The 16,031-nt window shown below is 73.1% G+C and carries 9 protein-coding genes; 4 read left to right on the top strand and 5 right to left on the bottom strand.

From position 1 onward, the window contains the following. Window positions 1–533: 533 nt before the first annotated feature. The gene (locus ACFCX4_RS04525) at window positions 534–1,466 is read right to left on the bottom strand and encodes an SDR family NAD(P)-dependent oxidoreductase (protein WP_376138913.1); all 933 of its coding nucleotides are present in this window, start codon (window positions 1,464–1,466) and stop codon (window positions 534–536) included. 58 nt (window positions 1,467–1,524) lie between these two features. On the opposite strand from ACFCX4_RS04525, the gene ACFCX4_RS04520 reads away from it, so the two are divergent. After that, complete coding sequence (locus tag ACFCX4_RS04520) at window positions 1,525–2,229, top strand: TetR family transcriptional regulator (RefSeq protein WP_376138911.1); 705 nt, start codon at window positions 1,525–1,527, stop codon at window positions 2,227–2,229. An 884-nt stretch (window positions 2,230–3,113) separates the two neighbouring features. On the opposite strand, the gene ACFCX4_RS04515 is transcribed toward ACFCX4_RS04520, so the two are convergent. From ACFCX4_RS04515 to ACFCX4_RS04500, 4 genes are all read right to left on the bottom strand, one after another. Further along, window positions 3,114–4,331: a serine hydrolase domain-containing protein gene (locus ACFCX4_RS04515; RefSeq protein ID WP_376138910.1), complete on the bottom strand. Its 1,218-nt coding sequence runs from the start codon at window positions 4,329–4,331 to the stop codon at window positions 3,114–3,116. Between the two features lie 297 nt (window positions 4,332–4,628). Continuing rightward, window positions 4,629–6,950, bottom strand: coding sequence for a UvrD-helicase domain-containing protein (locus ACFCX4_RS04510; protein WP_376138908.1), 2,322 nt, complete (start codon window positions 6,948–6,950; stop codon window positions 4,629–4,631). Then, window positions 6,947–13,687, bottom strand: coding sequence for a DEAD/DEAH box helicase (locus ACFCX4_RS04505; protein ID WP_376138906.1), 6,741 nt, complete (start codon window positions 13,685–13,687; stop codon window positions 6,947–6,949). Before ACFCX4_RS04505 ends, ACFCX4_RS04510 begins: the two co-directional genes overlap by 4 nt. Before the next feature lie 260 nt (window positions 13,688–13,947). Continuing rightward, entirely contained in the window at window positions 13,948–14,406 is a 459-nt protein-coding gene (locus ACFCX4_RS04500; RefSeq protein WP_376138904.1) for an ATP-binding protein, read from the bottom strand. Window positions 14,407–14,675: 269 nt separating this feature from the next. Between ACFCX4_RS04500 and ACFCX4_RS04495 the strand changes: the two genes are divergently transcribed. The 3 genes from ACFCX4_RS04495 (at window position 14,676) to ACFCX4_RS04485 (ending at window position 16,029) form a co-directional block, all read left to right on the top strand. Then, window positions 14,676–15,527, top strand: coding sequence for a helix-turn-helix domain-containing protein (locus ACFCX4_RS04495; RefSeq protein WP_376138902.1), 852 nt, complete (start codon window positions 14,676–14,678; stop codon window positions 15,525–15,527). Then, complete coding sequence (locus ACFCX4_RS04490; RefSeq protein ID WP_376138900.1) at window positions 15,524–15,730, top strand: DUF397 domain-containing protein; 207 nt, start codon at window positions 15,524–15,526, stop codon at window positions 15,728–15,730. The genes ACFCX4_RS04495 and ACFCX4_RS04490 overlap by 4 nt, the downstream gene beginning before the upstream one ends. Window positions 15,731–15,819: 89 nt before the next feature. Then, window positions 15,820–16,029: a DUF397 domain-containing protein gene (locus tag ACFCX4_RS04485; RefSeq protein ID WP_376138898.1), complete on the top strand. Its 210-nt coding sequence runs from the start codon at window positions 15,820–15,822 to the stop codon at window positions 16,027–16,029. The last annotated feature ends 2 nt before the right edge of the window (window positions 16,030–16,031 follow it).

Raw genomic sequence — 16,031 nt, 5'->3', positions numbered from 1 at the left:
TCCCCGAGGCCGTCCGGGCGCTCACCGACCGCGGCCACCGGCCCCGCGACATCGCCGTCGCCGCCTGCTTCGCCGCGTGAGGTTCACCGGAGCGGTTCCTCCGATCTCTGGTCCGGGGTGCCGGAACGTCGGATCGGCGGCACGGGCGCGCCGCCGACAGGGCGGACGCGACGGCGGACCGTGTACGGACCGCCTCCCCCCGGCATCGGATCATAGGGGATGGGCACGAACAATCCAGCGACGGTTTCCGGACTCTGAACGAGGGTCAGGGAATCCGGCCCGGGGGCCCGCTCGGTGGGCCCGGCCGACTCCCGTCGTCGGGTCCGCCGGGGGCGCGGGCCCCCGGGCTCCCGGCGGTTCCGCCGGTCCGTTCGGGCGGCCCGCCGTGCCGGCCGGACGGAACGGCTGCACGTGTGGGCGGCCCGGGTGGGCGCGTTCGGGCGGTGCTTCCGGGTGGGGCGTCCGGTCTTCGCCCCCGGTCCTTGCCCCGCTCACTGCTCCCCGTTCACTGCTCCCCGCTCACTGCTCCCCGGTCACTCCTCCCGGTCGGGTGGGAAGGCGACCGGGTAGGCCTCGGCGAAGTCGGCGGAGCGGGCGACTTCGCGCCACCGGGTGTCGTCCGCCAGGAGCCGGCGGCCGTGGGCGAGGGAGTACTCGACCGCGTTGACCCCGAGCGGCAGGTGGTCGGGGACGTCACGGCGCCCGGCCATCCGCACCAGGATCCCGGCGGCACGCTCGGGGTCGCCGGCGCTGCCGGCCTCGCCCTGCCGCAGCCGGGAGTTGGTGGCGCCGACGGTCTCCTCGTAGTCCGCCGGGACGTCGTGGACGGTCATCGAGGAGCCGGACCAGTCGGTGCGGAACCCGCTGGGCTCGACCACCAGCACCTTCACGCCGAACGGCGCCGTCTCGGCGCGCAGGCTGCGGCTGAAACCGTCGATGGCGAACTTGGCCGCCTGGTAGGAGGCGATGCCCGGGGAGCCGCCGACCCGCCCGCCGACCGAGGAGAACTGGACGACCAGCCCGCCGCGCTGTTCGCGCAGCAGCGGCAGCGCGGCCTTGGTGACGTTGTAGACGCCCCAGAAGTTTGTCTCGAACTGGGCGCGGAAGTCGGCGTCGTCGGCGGTCTCGATCGGCGCGACGTTGGCGTAGCCGGCGTTGTTGACCAGGACGTCGATCCGGCCGAAGTGCGCGTGCGCCTCGGCGACCGCGGCCCGGGCGGCGGCCGGGTCGGTGACGTCCAGCGCGATCGGGCGGACCAGGTCGCCGAACTCGTCCGCGAGGGAGCCGAGTTGCTCGGGGCGGCGGGCGGTCGCCGCCACCCGGTGGCCGGCTTCCAGGGCGGCCCGGGCGAGGGTGCGGCCGAAGCCCCGGGAGCTGCCGGTGATGAACCAGGTCCTGCTGTCCGTGGTCGGCGCTTCCGTGGTCGGCGTGTCCGCGGTCGTGGCGTCCGTGTGGTTGGTGTCCATGCCGTTAGTAAAACACCGTTGCGGTAATAGTGCAACGGCGTTGCGCTACTATGGGCCGGTGACTGCATCGGAGTTCCAGCGAGCCCGTTCGCCCGAGGCCAAGCGGCAGCGCGAGGCCGCGATCCTGGAGGCGGCCCGCTCGCTGGGCCGCGAGCGCGGCATCAGGGACGTCACCCTCACCGACATCGCCGCCGCGGTGGGGATGCACAAGTCGGCGCTGCTGCGCTACTTCGAGACCCGCGAGGAGATCTTCCTGCGGCTGACCGCGGAGGGCTGGGACGAGTGGTCCCGCGCGCTCTCCGCGCGCCTGCGCGACAGCACCGATCCGGGACCGGCCGCCGTGGCGCGGGCCTTCGCCGCCACCCTTGCCGCCCGCGGGCCGTTCTGCGACCTGCTCGCCCACGCCCCGCTCAACCTCGAACGCAATGTCTCCCTCGACGCGGTCCGCGACTTCAAGCTCGCCACCCTCGCCGCCCGTGAGCCGATCGCGGCAGCGGTCCGTGCGCAGCTTCCCGGTCTGCGCGACCAGGACGTGGTCGACCTCGTCGCCACCGCCGTCTCCCTCGCCGGCGCCCTGTGGCAGATCGCCAACCCGGGCCCGGAGGTCGCCGCCCTCTACCGGAGCGACCCGCGGCTCGCCCACGCCGTCGTCGAGGTCGAGCCCCGGCTGGCCCGCATCCTGACCGCGACCGTCCGGGGGCTCGTCGCTGCGGCGGGCGATCAGGCGGGCGAGCCGGCGGACGGGACGGGTGGGGACGGGTGAGGGGGACGACGCGGGCGGCTGACGGTCGGCGGTCACCGGGCGCGCCCTGCCGCACCGGGGGCGCAGCCGGCTCGGCGTCCAGCAGCAGGCCGGGCGGCAGTGCCGGCCCGAACCGCTGCTCCGGCGCGCCCGGGCCGCGCCGCAGGGCCGTCCGGTCCGAGCCGTCGGCGGGCGGCAGCCAGGTCCGCCCGTCCGGCACCAGGACACCGGCCGTGACCAGCCGGGGCACCGGCAGGTCCGGCTCGGGCCCGTACCGCCGCGCCTCCGCCGCCGGCCCGTACCCCCGCCGCACCCGCCGCACCCGCCGTCACGGGCGTAGCAGACGTCGGGGGCCCGCCGGAGAACCCGTCGTCCGACGGCCGTTCGAGGCGCGGGGCCTCGCCGCCGCCCCCGCGACGCGTCGGCGAGCCGGCCCCGGCACGGGGCGTCGCCCTACTCGACCGCGACGGCCCACCCGGCGCGCTCCCCGACCCGGACCAGCCCGCCCCGGCCCCCGCCCGGCCGGTACCGGGCGCCGAGCAGCAGCAGCTCCGCACCGTCCTCGCCGGCCGTCGCCGTCGGCCCCCTGTGTCGCAGCCCAGCCGCGCCGCCGGCTCCACCGGGCCGAGGCCCCGCGCGACCATGACCGCGGACAGTCGGCTGTCCGCGTCCACCGGCCAGGCAGGACCGCCGGACCCGGCCGGTACCGGGGTGTTCACACGGTCCTCCGTCGGGGGAGGGGGGAAGGCGGGAAGCGGCGGCCGGGGAAGCCGGTGCCCCGGGTTCCCCGGCGGGTGGCCGACGGCCCTGCACCCCTGCACCCCGGTGCACCGGGGGCATCGGGTGCACCGGATCGTGCCGGGGTCACCGAGGTCGGTGCCCCCGGCGGTCGGTGTCCCCCGCGGTCAGCGGTCCGCGCAGAACGCCGTCTCCAGGAACCCCGCCATCGCCGCCTGCTGCGCCGCGTCCTGCTCCCGGTCGCCGCGGCCCGTGTACGAGAGCGCGACCTGGCGGTCGGCGGTGCCCCAGAGCTGGGTGTCGTAGCCGAAGATGCCGCCGTTGTGCCCGAGGACCGGTCCGCACGACAGCTGGTACCGGGCCAGGCCGAGGCCGTAGTCGAGCTGGTGTCCGGCGGGGTCGGTCGGGACGGTGGCCGTCATCTCCCGCATCAGCCGCTGGGGCAGCAACTGCCCCTTCAGCAGGGCCCGCTGGAAGCGGTTGAGATCCTCCGTGGTGGAGATCAACGCCCCCGCGGCGCCGGCCCAGGAGGGGTTCTGCTCGGTGACGTCGACGTCCGTCCGGCTGCCCGGCCCCGTCTCGTCGACGACCGTCCAGTACCCGTGGGCGTGCGGTCCGGGGATTCCGGTCGAGGTGCCGGGGAAGAGGCTGTGGGACATCCCGAGCGGACGCAGGATCCGCCGGGTGACCTCCTCGCCGTACTCGTGGCCGGTGGTCCGTTCGATCAGCAGCCCCAGCAGCGCGTAGTTGGTGTTGGAGTAGTTCCACGCCGAGCCGGGCGGGAAGTCCGGGGCGTGGGCGGCCGAGGCGGCCACCAACTGGCGGGCGGTGACGGTCCGCCGGAGCCCGCCGTCGGCGATCCAGGCCCGGAACACCGCCGGTTCGAACAGGTTCGGGAAGATCCCGCCGGATTCGTTGGTCGGGTCCCACAGCCCCGAGGTGTGGTTGAGCAGCTGCCGCACCGTGATGTGCTCGGCCCCCGGCACCAGCCCCGGAAGGTGCCGGGCCAGCGGGTCGTCCAGGCCGAGCCGCCGCTCGCCGACCAGCTGGAGCACGGTGGTCGCGACGAGCGTCTTGGTCACGCTGCCCACCCGGAACCGCCCGTCGGCCCGCGCGGGTGCCCCGGTGGCCAGGTCGGCCACGCCCGAGGCACCGCGCCAGACCCCGCCCCGGTCGCGCACCTCGGCGACGGCCGAGGAGGCCCCGGCCCCGGTCAGCGCGCTCAGCGCCTGCTGCCGCCGTCCGTCGGTGCCACCCCGCTGCTCCGCCGTCGCGGCCGGGCCGTCACCGGTCGGCGGACCCGGCGCCGCGAAGGCGGGAGCCACCGGCGCGGCCAGGGCGAGACAGGCGGCAGCGGCCGCGACGAGGGCAAGACGACGTTTCATGGTTTCCTCCCCGGATCCGGCGGGCACACCGATCGCGCCCGCCTCCGGACCCAGCCTCCCCGCCCCCCGGCACCGAATCGTCGCCCCGCCCGACGACCCGCTCCTCGCCCGGCGGACGTACTCCCGTACGCCCGGGGAAGGACACCGCACTGCACGGAAGTCGCCCATCGGCGGGCCCACCCGCCCTCCGGACGCATCACGCGCACCACTGCGGGAACCCGGCGCCGCGGACCCGACGGAGCGGTGCGCACGAGGCTCCGGGCGTCCCGCGCGACCGGCTCCGCAGCGGAGGAGGAGCTAGCGCGGCAGGAAGCGGCTGGCCGTGCCGTGCCAGGAGATGCTGAGGGAGTCGCGGGCGCGGGTCGTCGCGACGAAGAGCAGGGCACGCGCCTTGCGGAGCTCACGCTGGTACCGGGTGTGGTCGGTGGTGCGGTACTGCTCGATGAACGCCCGGGGAAGGATGCCCTCGCCGACGGCCGCGATGGCGAGGCGCTGGTATTCGAGGCCCTTGAACCGGTGCATGGTGCCGACGTGGACCTCACCTTCGCCGCGCGGGCCTTCCTTGGTGAGCTCGGCGCAGGTGATGCCGGCCGTGGTGGTCAGGTAGTACATGACCTCGTTGACCTTGCTGCGGTCCGCGACGCAGACGGCCAGCAGGCCACGGGCGTCGCGCACGGTCCGTCCGGCCTCGTCCGTGGTGAGCTCGGTCCGCCAGGTCCGGAGGGTCTCGGCCAGTCCGCTCAGTTCCTCGGCCCACGTGGGGTACCCGGTCAGGACGGGGTCGGGCCCGCTGAGGACGGATCGGAAGCCCGTGAGGTTGTCCGTGCCGTCGTCGAGGTCGTCGAACTCCACATCCTTGCCGGTGACGACGGTGATGGCCTTGCTGAGGATCTCCTTGGTGGTCCGGTAGCTCAGGGTGAGCCGGCTGGAGCGGCCCCGGATGTTGATGCCGACGGCGCCGAGGGAGACCTGGTTGTCGTAGATGCGCTGGTGGGTGTCGCCGGCGATGAAGAGGTCGTCGGGGCCGTCGGGGACCATGGCGCGGAGCATCTTCCAGTGCGCGGGGCTGAGGTCCTGGGCCTCGTCGACGACGATGTGCCGGTAGCGGTGGTGGAGGTAGCGCATGCCCGACTCCGCGTCACGGTGGATCAGGTCCTGGGCACCGATCTGCTCCTTGTAGTCGGCGCGTGCGCGGACCTTCGCGGCCCGGCCGATCTCGAACCGGGCCGCGCGTTCGGACGCCTGGCTCCACGTCTCCAGGTTCAACTTGTCGAGGCGTGCGGTGTACTGCTCCAGCAGCCTCCACACCGCGGTCCGCTCGGAGCGGTTGAGCGGTCGGCCACGGCCCGCGCGCCGGGCCTGGAGGTAGGCGGTGCGGGTCGGAACGGCCTGGCCGAGGACGACCTGCTCCCACTCCTCCAGCAGGAACTCGGGCTCCCAGGCACGCTCGTCGAGCTCCAGGAGCATGTCCCGCAGCTCCCGGAGGGCGACCTGGTTCTCCACCCGGCTGCGGGTGCGGCCCGCGAGGCTGTTCTCGGCGAGGACCCGTGCGGTGAGCTGGTCGATGTGGGCGACCTCGACCCGGGCGAGCCGCTCGGGCTCCAGCAGGGAGGCGAGCCGGGCCCGGAGGTCGGTGGTCAGGTTCTTGGTGAAGGTGGTGAGCAGGATCGGCTTGTTCTCGCCGGGCGGCAGCTGCTCCGTGAGGTGCGCGACCCGGTGCAGGGCGACGACGGTCTTGCCGGTGCCGGGCCCGCCGGAGACCCTGGCGGGCCCGCTGTAGACGCGGTTGGCCAGCTTGGCCTGGGTGGGGTGGAGGAAGACCCTCCAGGCCCGGAAGTCGCCCTCCCCGATCGCGGCGGCGAGCGCCGTGTCCGAGGTGACCACGGTCACGGTGGTGCGGGCCAGAGCGGCGTCGAAGTCCTCGGGGTTGGGCCGCTCGTCCAGCTCCACCGGGGCGGTGATCTCCCGGCGGACCTCGTCGAGCGGGACTCCCGCGGCCAGTCCGTAGAGCACGTCCTTGGTCAGCAGAGGGGCGCCCCGGACGAGCTGGTCGAGCTCCTCGCTGGTGGTGACGACCAGGGCGAGGTCCACCAGTGCCTCGGCGACGCCCAGTTCGCGCAGCAGCTCGGCGTCGTAGGCGGCGAGCAGCGGTGCAGCCCGGTCCGCCGCCGGGTCGACCGGGGTGGGCGCGGGCGCGGGGGCGGCGGGGACCTCGTCCGGTTCGGCCTCGGGCTCGGCCGGGGTGAGCGCGATGCCGGCCCTGCGCAGCGCGCTCTCGCCGACCACGGACAGGTCGACGAACTCGATCTCTCCGGTGACCCGGTTGACGGCCACGGACAGCTGCTCGTAGACGTCACGGCGGTGCCGCACCGCGATGGCCAGCCAGCTCTCCACACCGTCGGCGCCCACACCCGTGCGGGTGAGCAGGACCCGGTAGGAGGGGCCGAGGCGGGCCGAGAAGATCCGACTGTCGCCCTTGAGCGGCTTGAGCCGGAGCTTGGAGTGCCAGGGGTCCGACCGGAACAGTCGGCTGAAGTTGTAGAACTCCCCCTTCACCTGGTGGTCGAGCTTGTAGAGCTCCTGTTCGGCCTTCTGGTACAGGCTGAGCCGGGCGGTCATCGCAGAGAGCCTTCCACGTCGTGCGGCGCGCCGGACGAGGACGCGTCGGGGAGCAGGGAGAAGAGGGTGTCCAGGTGGTCGAGCCAGTCGGACGCCGTGCGGGCCGTCCATCCCTCGGCCCGGTAGGCGGCGACGCGTCGCTCGGTCTCGTCGTCCGCCGCGCCTTCGGGGTCGCCGGGCAGCAGGACCGGGACGGGCAGGACGGCGACCTTGACGGCGTCGTCGGCCCAGACGAAGTCCGCCGGCCACCGGCTGTCGCCGAGCTCGTAGCCGAACACAGTCGGGGCCGACTTGCCGCGCTCGGCGAGCCGGACCGCCAGATCGAGCAGGGCGGCCTCCTCGTCCGGGTCGATCTCCGGCAGGAAGTCGTTGTCCCAGGCACGGTCCCGGAGCAGCACGACGACCTTCTCCTCGAACGGGGAGAGGGCGGGGGACGGCGGCTCGGCCGGGGCCGCCTGCGCCGCGTTCAGGGACTCCAACTCGCCCGCGCCGCCGCACACCGCGAGCGCTTCGAGCGGAAAGTCCGCGGCCTGGCCGGTCGTCAGCTGGACGCCGTCGCCGCCTGCGCGGGGCAGGAACTGGAGCAGGTTGGACCAGTACAGCCAGGCCCGCCAGCGCTGCTTGTGCTCGTCGGTGTCCAGAGCGGCCGAGTCGTCGTCCAGGCAGGCGAGCACCGTCCAGGCCGGCGCCTGCTGGTCGGCGTCGCGCACGGCGAGCACCAGGGGCAGGCCGTTGACGTCGGTGCTGCGCAGGACGTGCACCGGTTCGACCTGTCCGTCATCGCCGTTCGTGCCGCCGGCGGGCACGCCGAGGGCCGTCCGCAGGGTCTCCACAAGGACACCGCGCCGGTCGGCGGATCCGGCGAGCACGGTGCCGGCGTGCGCGGTGAGGCCGCTGACCAGGGCATTGGCCCGGCGGGACCACAGCCGGGGCGCCGGGTCGCGGAGGTACCCGAACAGGGTGTCGATCGGGTTGGTGTGGACCGCGCCCGCCAGCTGCGGTCGGCTGCCGCCCAGTTCCTCGTAGACGCCCTTCGCCGCCTCCTGGGCGGCCCACTCGTACGGGGGCCAGACAGGCGCACTCCGGGTCGGGCGCCCCTCGAACAGGTCGAGGTCGTCCCAGGTGAGCTGGAACACCACCGATCCGTCCGCGCGCAGCCCGGTGCGGGCCGCGGCGTCGGTGGCGAGGCGGTTGTGCTCCCTGCTGGCGTGGTAGCGGCGCCCGTCGAGGTACACCTTGACGCTGCCGGTGGGGCCGTTGATCCGGGTGAATGTGAAGTCCGTTCGCGTTCCGGCCACGCGTTCCTGCGCGGTCAGCCGCCAGTGCAGCCGCCCGTCCCCACCACTGATCCTCAGATGGCCACTGGCGCGGCCGTCCTCCTCCAGAACGGCGTCCTCGCTCTTCTCGCTCCACGTCCGCAGCGCGGCGAGGAAGCGGGCCTCCAGGTCGGACTCGACCTGGCGGTCCAGGCCGATCAGACCGGTCGAGGCGAGCGCGGTGGTCCGCCAGGCGTCGGCACCCTCGCGGTCGAAGAGCAGCGATTCCAGCAGGGCCAGCGCCTCCAGGCGGGAGACCTTCGACTGGAAGCGTTCGGCGGTGTACCGGTGCAGACAGCGGTGGCAGGCCCGGCGGTGCTCCTCGTCCTTGCAGGCGCAGTCGAGCAGTGCCTCGCGGGCCTTGAGCAGGGTGGCCCGGAACACGGCGGGGTCGGTCAGCCGGTGCAGGTACCCGGTGCCGCCGGGCAGGGCGTCGAACAGCACGAGGAACCAGCGCCGTTCACCGGTTCCGCTGTCCGGCATCGAGGCCAGCGTGTGCTCCAGGTGCTGGGGGTCGCCGCCGAACTGCCGGTCCACGCCGAGCCGCAGGGCCGCCCGGAAGGAGTGGATCTTCTCCTCGACCAGGACCGTCGCGGCCGGCAGCAGGACGCGCAGCGCCTCCGTGCGCAGCTCGTGGCCCAGCAGGACGGGCAGCTGCTCGGCCTCCGAGGCCTTCCCGCGCCGCACCGGGCACCACGGCCGGTGGTGCTTGAGGCGGGGGTCGCGGGCGGCGGAGGCGCTCAGTTCGTCGGTGTCGTGGTCGAACACCGGACGACCGTCGGCGGTTGCGGCGCCACAGCCGGTGCAGACGTGGAACGGGTTGAGCCGCACGGTGTGCCCGGCGAACTCGTCGGCCGCCGGGATGTCGAAGCGGGCCGGGCCCACGTTGACGGTGCGGATCACGGCCGTGCGGGAGAAGTCCACGCCGAAGGTCTCGGTCGTGTGCCGCCAGGAGCCGGGTTCCAGCGACTCCTCCGGGATGTCGACCGCGTGCACGACCTCGTAGAAGCGGGGGTCACGCTCGTCCCGGTCGTCCCGGATCCGGGCGTCGTCGCGCTTGTCCCGGGCCGTCACCAGCCGGGGCTGGACGACCTTGAACAGGCACGAGCCGTCGTCCGCTATCGCTCCGCTGCGGCAGCGCGGGCAGGCCGACCGGTCGCCCTCCGCACCCGAGGTCCGGACGTAGCCGCACTGGGGGCAGACCCGCCAGGTCTGCCAGCCCGGCTGGGAGGCCGTGCCGATGTCGAGGCCGGTGATCTCGTGCCGGTACCGGTTGACGTAGAAGGTGTTCCCCGGGGCCAGTTCGGTCAGTGCGAGGCGCTGGGGCCGTTCGTAGGGGCGCAGCTCGGAGTCGTACGAGGGGCGTTCGCCCGGGGCCTTCTCCTCCGGCCAGTACAGCGTCGCCTCCAGCACGGTGGACGCGTCGACCAGCGCGTAGTTGGGCAGCAGCCCGAGCTCCACCAGGGCGCCCTGGCCCGGGGTCTCCTCCAGCAGCTTGCCGAGCTGCTTGCCCACGCCGCGGCGCTCGGCCTCCAGCTCGGCCTTCTGCCGGGCCTCCTCCGGGTCGGCGTCGTGCAGGGCGGCGACGGCCGCGTTGATGTGGGCGATCCGGGTGCGCAGGGTCTCCTCGCGCGCCGCCCAGGCCCGGTCGGCCTGCTCGATCGCGCCCCGCAGGCCGCCGGTGGCGTAGGCCCGGAGATCGGCGGCGGCCTGGTCGCTCACGCCGGTGGGGAAGAGCGCCAGGAACCCCGTGACGGCGGCTTCGCCGTGGGTGAGCGCCGCCTCGGTCAGGTCGGCCAGGTAGCCGTGCGGTCCGAAGAGCTCCTTGGCCCTGCGGGGGAGGCCGGGCAGGACCCGGCCCCCGTGTCCGGTCAGACGGCCGCGGGCCGCGAGGTCCAGCAGGTGGGCGAGGTACTGGCGGCGCAGGATCTCCACCGCGGAGAGGTGGCAGCCGGGCGGGGTGATCGGACCGGCGATCATGTCCTTGGGGCGGTCCAGGTAGTAGAGGTCGCGCTTGCGCCGCTCCGGGATGGTCAGCAGGAAGGCGTTGCCGGTGTGCCGGCCCGCCCGGCCGACCCGCTGTGCGTAGCTCGCCGAGGTGCGCGGCAGCGAGGCGAGCACCACGGCGGACAGGTCGCCGATGTCGATGCCCAGCTCCAGGGTGGGCGTGCAGGAGAGCACGTTGGGGTCGTTGAAGACCCGTCCGTCGAGCCGCTTGCGGCGGAACGCCGCCTCGACGCTCTCGCGCTGCTCGCGGTTCAGCATGCCGGTGTGCTCGGCCGTCACCACCTGGTACGGGCCCGCGCTGTGGTAGAGGCGGCGGTAGTAGTCCTCGCGGAACTGCCGGTCCCGGGCGTGGACGTCCGCCTCACGGGCGTGGGTGCCGGCCACCAGCCGCCCGGCGGAGCAGCGGTAGGACGGGCACGGCGCGTCGTGCCACTGTTCCAGTAGGGAGGGGTGCACGGTCTGCTCCCAGAAGCAGACCCGGCAGCGCACGTACGCCGTCTCCACGTCCTCGTCGGACAGCAGCAGGGCGTCGATCGCCCCGGGCTGGAGGCCGTGGATCCGGGTGGCGCCGTCCTTCGCGGTGCGCACGGACAGCAGACCGGCGTCGTGCAGGCCGGGCAGCAGCGCGCCCCAGAAGGCGGGCGACTGCTCGCGCGGCAGGCCGAGGGTCCGCCCGGCCCAGCGCTCGTGCCAGGCGAGCCGGCCGCTCACCACGTCGAACTCGCTGCCGTCCTTCGGACCGGAGAGCAGGAAGACCGGGGCGGCGACGCCCTTCGGGAAGGCCGGCATGCCCTGCGGACGCCGCCCCCACACGAAGTAGCGGCTGGTTCCGGTCTCGGAGAGGTACTGCTCCAGCCAGCGGTGCTTGATCGCGCCGCGCCAGCGCAGCCGTTCCAGGAAGACCCGCAGGAACGCCAGGTAGCGGGCGTCGTCGAGCGGCTCCAGCGTGTCCGCGTGCCCGCTCGACGCGTGCGCCTCGCGGACGAGCGCGACGGCCGCCGCCGGGTCGGTGAGGCGAACGTGCGCGGCCGCGGTGCGGGTGAGCTCCAGGGTGCGGCCCTGCCGGGCCCGCAGGCCGAACTCCATCAGGGTCTGGAAGGCCAGCCGCTCGCCGATCAGCTGCCAGGTCGCCCGGTCGCCCTTGGACTTCCCGGACAGCAACCGGGCGACGCCGCGCAGGTCGTGCAGGTCCGGCGGGACGACCGCGACCAGGGTGTCGGCGTCCGTGCTGTCCGCGATCACCTCGGCGATCAGGTCGTTCAGCGCCGTCGGCCGGTCCTGCGACAGGTGCGCCACCAGCAGGGCCCGCAGCGAGAAGGTGTAGGAGCGGTTGGCGACGAAGCCGGCCCGGTGTGCCGCGTCCTGCACCGAGTCGTTGAACATCAGGGTCTTGCGCTCGTCGGCCTTCTCGTCGAGCTCGCCGCCGGTGAACAGCCGGGTGATGGAGGCTGCGGCGAGCGCCGCCTGTCCGGTACCGAGGTAGCGGACGGCGTTGCGCTCGCCGCAGGCCGGGCACCAGTCCTCCCTGGCCGCGGTGTTGGCGGTGGCACCCCGGTTGACCAGGACGAAGGCCGAGTCGGGCGTGCCGACCCGCGGTTCGCCCGTCTCCGGGTCGAAGTCGGTGAGCGGATCGGGCAGACGGAGCCGGCGCCTGCCGCCGTCCAGCACCATCAGGTCCCCGCCGGCGCCGTGCAGCTGCCCGCCCCGGGCACCCCGGGCCGAGGCCGCCACGGGCGCCTCGGCGGAGGCGCGCCTGGCCTCCGCGTCGGTGGCGGCGATCAGGTTCCGCACCCGGATCCGGTCCTGGCTGGTGGAGGCCCGGCGGATCTTCGACGGGGTGACCTCCACCTCCAGGTCGTCGCTCTCCGGGGTGAACACCGCCCAGCCGGAGCGCCCGCAGTCACGGCAGTAGACCGCCGGGAGGAAGAGATTGGCGCTCTCCCCGCCGTTGGCGGTCGTCATCGGGGCGCTGCGCACCGTCTCCGGCGCGCCCGCCTGCGAGGCGTCGCCGGCGTCCCACTGGAACTGGGCGCGGGGCCAGGGCAGCACTCCGCGCAGCACCCGGGACACCGACCGGGCCCACTGGTGCACCTCGATCTGGACCAGCGGCCGGGGCGTGCCGGTGCGGGACTCCGGTGCGCGGGCGGTGGACAGCAGGGCGACGAACCTGGCTAGTGCCTCGGCGGCCTGCTCGGGTCGCTGGGTGATCGCCTGGCCCCAGGAGTAGGCACCCGCGCGCCAGAGGACGGCGAGGACCTCGTCGACGGACTTCAGCTCGCCGTCGAGTGCCGTCATCACGGCCTGGGTCAGGATGTGCCTCTTCAGGCGCGCGCCGAGCTCGAAGCGGTCGAGGCCGCGCTCGCCGGTGAAGGCCTCCGCGAGGGCGTCGAACGCCGCTTCGCTCAGCGTCGGATCGGCCATCGCGGTGAGCTTGTCCGGAGTCGGCACCGGCAGCGGGTCGATCGATTCGGAGGGGATGAACTCCTCGGGGGAGAGGCGCTGTTCGCCGACGACTGCGTCCGCGGTGAACGGCGTGCCGAACACCTCGCCCGCCACCTGGAGCATCGCCTCCGCGCTGTCCGGGCCGGAGTCGGAGGAGAGGGTGGCCGAGGTCGCGACCGGGCAGATCGTGCCCAGCGGCCGGTCCGGCTCGGACACACCGAGCGCGGAGGCGAGTCGGCGCAGCAGCATCGCCACGTCGGTGCCCTGTGCGCCGTCGAAGGTGTGGAACTCGTCGACCACGACGTAGCGCAGGTCCGCGCCGCTCCAGAGCGGGGCGTCGTCGCTGCGCTGGAGGAGCAGGTCGAGCATCTTGTAGTTGGTGATCAGGATGTCGGGCGGGGAGCTCTGCATCGAGGCCCGGTTGGTCTCCACCCGCTCGTAGCGGGTCTTGGAGACGTCGCCGATGTAGAGGCCGGCGGTGACGGCGGAGAGCTCGTCGTTGTTGCGGAGGTAGTCGTTGATGCGCAGGGCCTGGTCGGTGGCCAGCGCGTTCATCGGGTAGAGGAGGACGGCCTTCACGCCGTACCGGCCGGCGGCCTTCTCGCGGCGGCAGTGGTCGAGGACGGGGACGAGGAAGGACTCCGTCTTGCCGGAGCCGGTGCCCGTGGTGACCATCGTCGGCTGCGGCGTGCGGCCGTGGGCCGAGCTGAGCCGGGCGAAGGCGCGGGCCTGGTGCGCGTACGGCGTCCAGCCGTCGCCCGGTGCCCAGTCGAGGGAGGAACGCCAGCTCGGGTCGGCCTGGAGGAAGGGCGTGCGGATCCGCAGGAACGGGCCCCGGAACATGCCAGTGGTCTCGTCGCCGAGGAAGCTGTGCAGCGCGAGCCGCGCGCCCTCGTCCGTCAGCGCGTAGGTGGTCGAGAGGTACTGCAGCAGGCTCTCCTTGAGCGCCCGCGCCTCCAGCGTCGGCCTCACGGTGTGACGGTCCCCCTCGTGGTTCTTCCCCGCCGGGTGTTCGGGTGGTGCTCGCGGGGTGAAGTTTACGGTCGGACACGGACAGTCGCCGTGGCCGGGGCCCGGCGGCGCCGAAGGGGCGGTCTGCCGGGTCCACGAGCCTACTGCGGGGGCGGGTGGGACAGGGGGGTCGTGGCGGAATCGGAATCGGTTGTTCGTGCCGGTCGGGGTGGCTCGGCCGAGGGGGCGGCTGCTCTTCCCCGGGGTGGGGACGGGGTGTGCTACTGGGGGCGGGCGGGCGCGATGGTGCACCAGACGGCCTTGCCGATGCCGTCGGGGCGGGGGAAGCAGCCCCAGCTGTGCGCGAGGCGGTCGACGAGGAAGAGCCCGCGCCCGGCCTCGGCGTCGAGGCCGGGCTGCTGGGGGGTGGAGACGGAGGAGGGGAGGGGGCGGCCGGCGTCGTGCACCTCGATGCGGAGTTCGGCGGGCGAGAGCGCGAAGCGCACGAGGAGCAGCCGGTCGGCGGGCACCCGGGCGTGCTGCACGGTATTGGTGACCAGCTCGCTGAGCAGCAGCTCGCCGGTCGACGAGAAGAGGTCGGCGAGCCCGGGCGGGGAGGCACGGAGGAAGTCGAGGAGGAGCCGGCGGGCGACGCCGACGGAACGGCGGTGCTTGGGCAGCCAGGTGGACTGCTCGTGGGGCGAGGGGGCCGGGGGGAGGTTGTTGCAGACGTCGGACACGGCTGATCACCCTTCGTGGCGCGAATGGTGGTGACGGCCGAGGGCTTGGTATGCAGCCTCGATGGGCTGCTGATCGGGCATGGGGATGCCCGGTACGCCTCACGCTTGTCACCTTGTGTCGAGCGATTGACTACTGCGAGTAGCATGCTCGCGAGCGATAGATGATGCAAGTGCTTCGCTCATGCAATTGCACGAAATGGTGAAGGCCTGGACTGGATTGAGGGGGTGGCAGACTGTGTATCTACGCGACCGAGCAGGGGAGGTGACGGGTGGACAGTCCAACTGTGCTGCGGCGTAGGCTGGGCGGCGAGCTGGGCAAGTTGCGTGCGGCTCGCGGTATGGCTGCCAAGGATGTGGCTGCCGCGCTCGGCTGGTCGGCATCGAAACTCAGCCGCATCGAGAGCGGGAGTGTTCCGCTCCAGGATCGTGACGCCTCCAAGCTGCTCGCCTACTACGGAGTTGACGACCCCGAGCAGGTCAAGCAGTTCGTCAGCCTCACGCGGCAGAGCCGTCAGCAGGGTTGGTGGCACGCCTACGGTGACGCGCTGCCCGACTGGTTCCGCGCCTACATCGGTCTCGAAACCGACGCCGCGAAGATCGAGACTTTCCAATGCGAGTTGGTGCCCGGTCTGCTCCAGACCGAGGACTATGCGCGCCAGGTCATCCGCGCTACCAACCCGGAGGAGTCGGCCGAAGACATCGAGCGTCGCGTCGCGCTGAGGATGGAGCGGCAGCAGATCCTCGACCGAGTACAGCCGCCGCGGTTCTGGGCGATCGTCGGGGAGGCCGTCCTGAGGCGGATTGTCGGGTCGGCGACCATCATGGGAGACCAACTCGATCACATGGCGGGGATGGCCGAGGAACGGCCGAACATCACGATCCAGGTGCTGCCGTTCTCCGCGGGCGCCCATGCGGCCATGGGCTCCTCCTTCTCCATCCTGTCCTTCAGCGACATTCCTGGACGAGTGGCCTACTCCGAGGTCACCACCAGCAGCATCTACACCGATCGTCCAGCGGAGATCGCCCGTCATGAGGACACCTTCCGCCGCCTCATGGCCTCGTCAGTGCAACCCGAGCGCTCCGTCTCGTGGTTGAGGGATGTCGCAGAGGAGTACAGGTGAACCGCGAGAACTCGGCTGTGCAGTGGCGCAAGAGCTCGTACAGCAACGGGCAAGGTGAATGCATCGAGGTTGCCGACGGTGTGTCCGGGCACCATCTGGTCCGTGACTCGAAGGATCCCGATGGGCCCGCGTTGCTGTTCGCCGCTGATGAGTGGGTGGCGTTTGTTGGCGGGTTGAAGGCGGGGGAGTTCCCGATCGCCTGACGGGGCCGGGTGTGGGGGCCGCGGTGGACCACTGCCCCCACACCCGGGAAACGTGAGCGTGGGGCCGGACGACGGAAAGAGGCAGGCGCGTGAACGTGTCGGAGACAGCTGCTCGCGGCTGGTGCAAAAGCAGCTATAGCGCACAGGCCAACGACTGCGTTGAGACGGGTCGTGCTGTGATCGGCGGCATGGCCGTGCGTGATTCCAAGGATCCCGATGGGCCCGCGTTGCTGTTCGCTGCTGATGCGTGGGCGGCGTTCGTTGGCGGGCTGAAGGCGGGGGAGTTTCCGCTCGTCTGATT

Origin of the sequence: Kitasatospora sp. NPDC056327, from assembly GCF_042261735.1 — a bacterium.
Classification (GTDB): Bacteria; Actinomycetota; Actinomycetes; order Streptomycetales; family Streptomycetaceae; genus Kitasatospora.
This window is presented reverse-complemented; position numbering and strand designations above follow the sequence as displayed.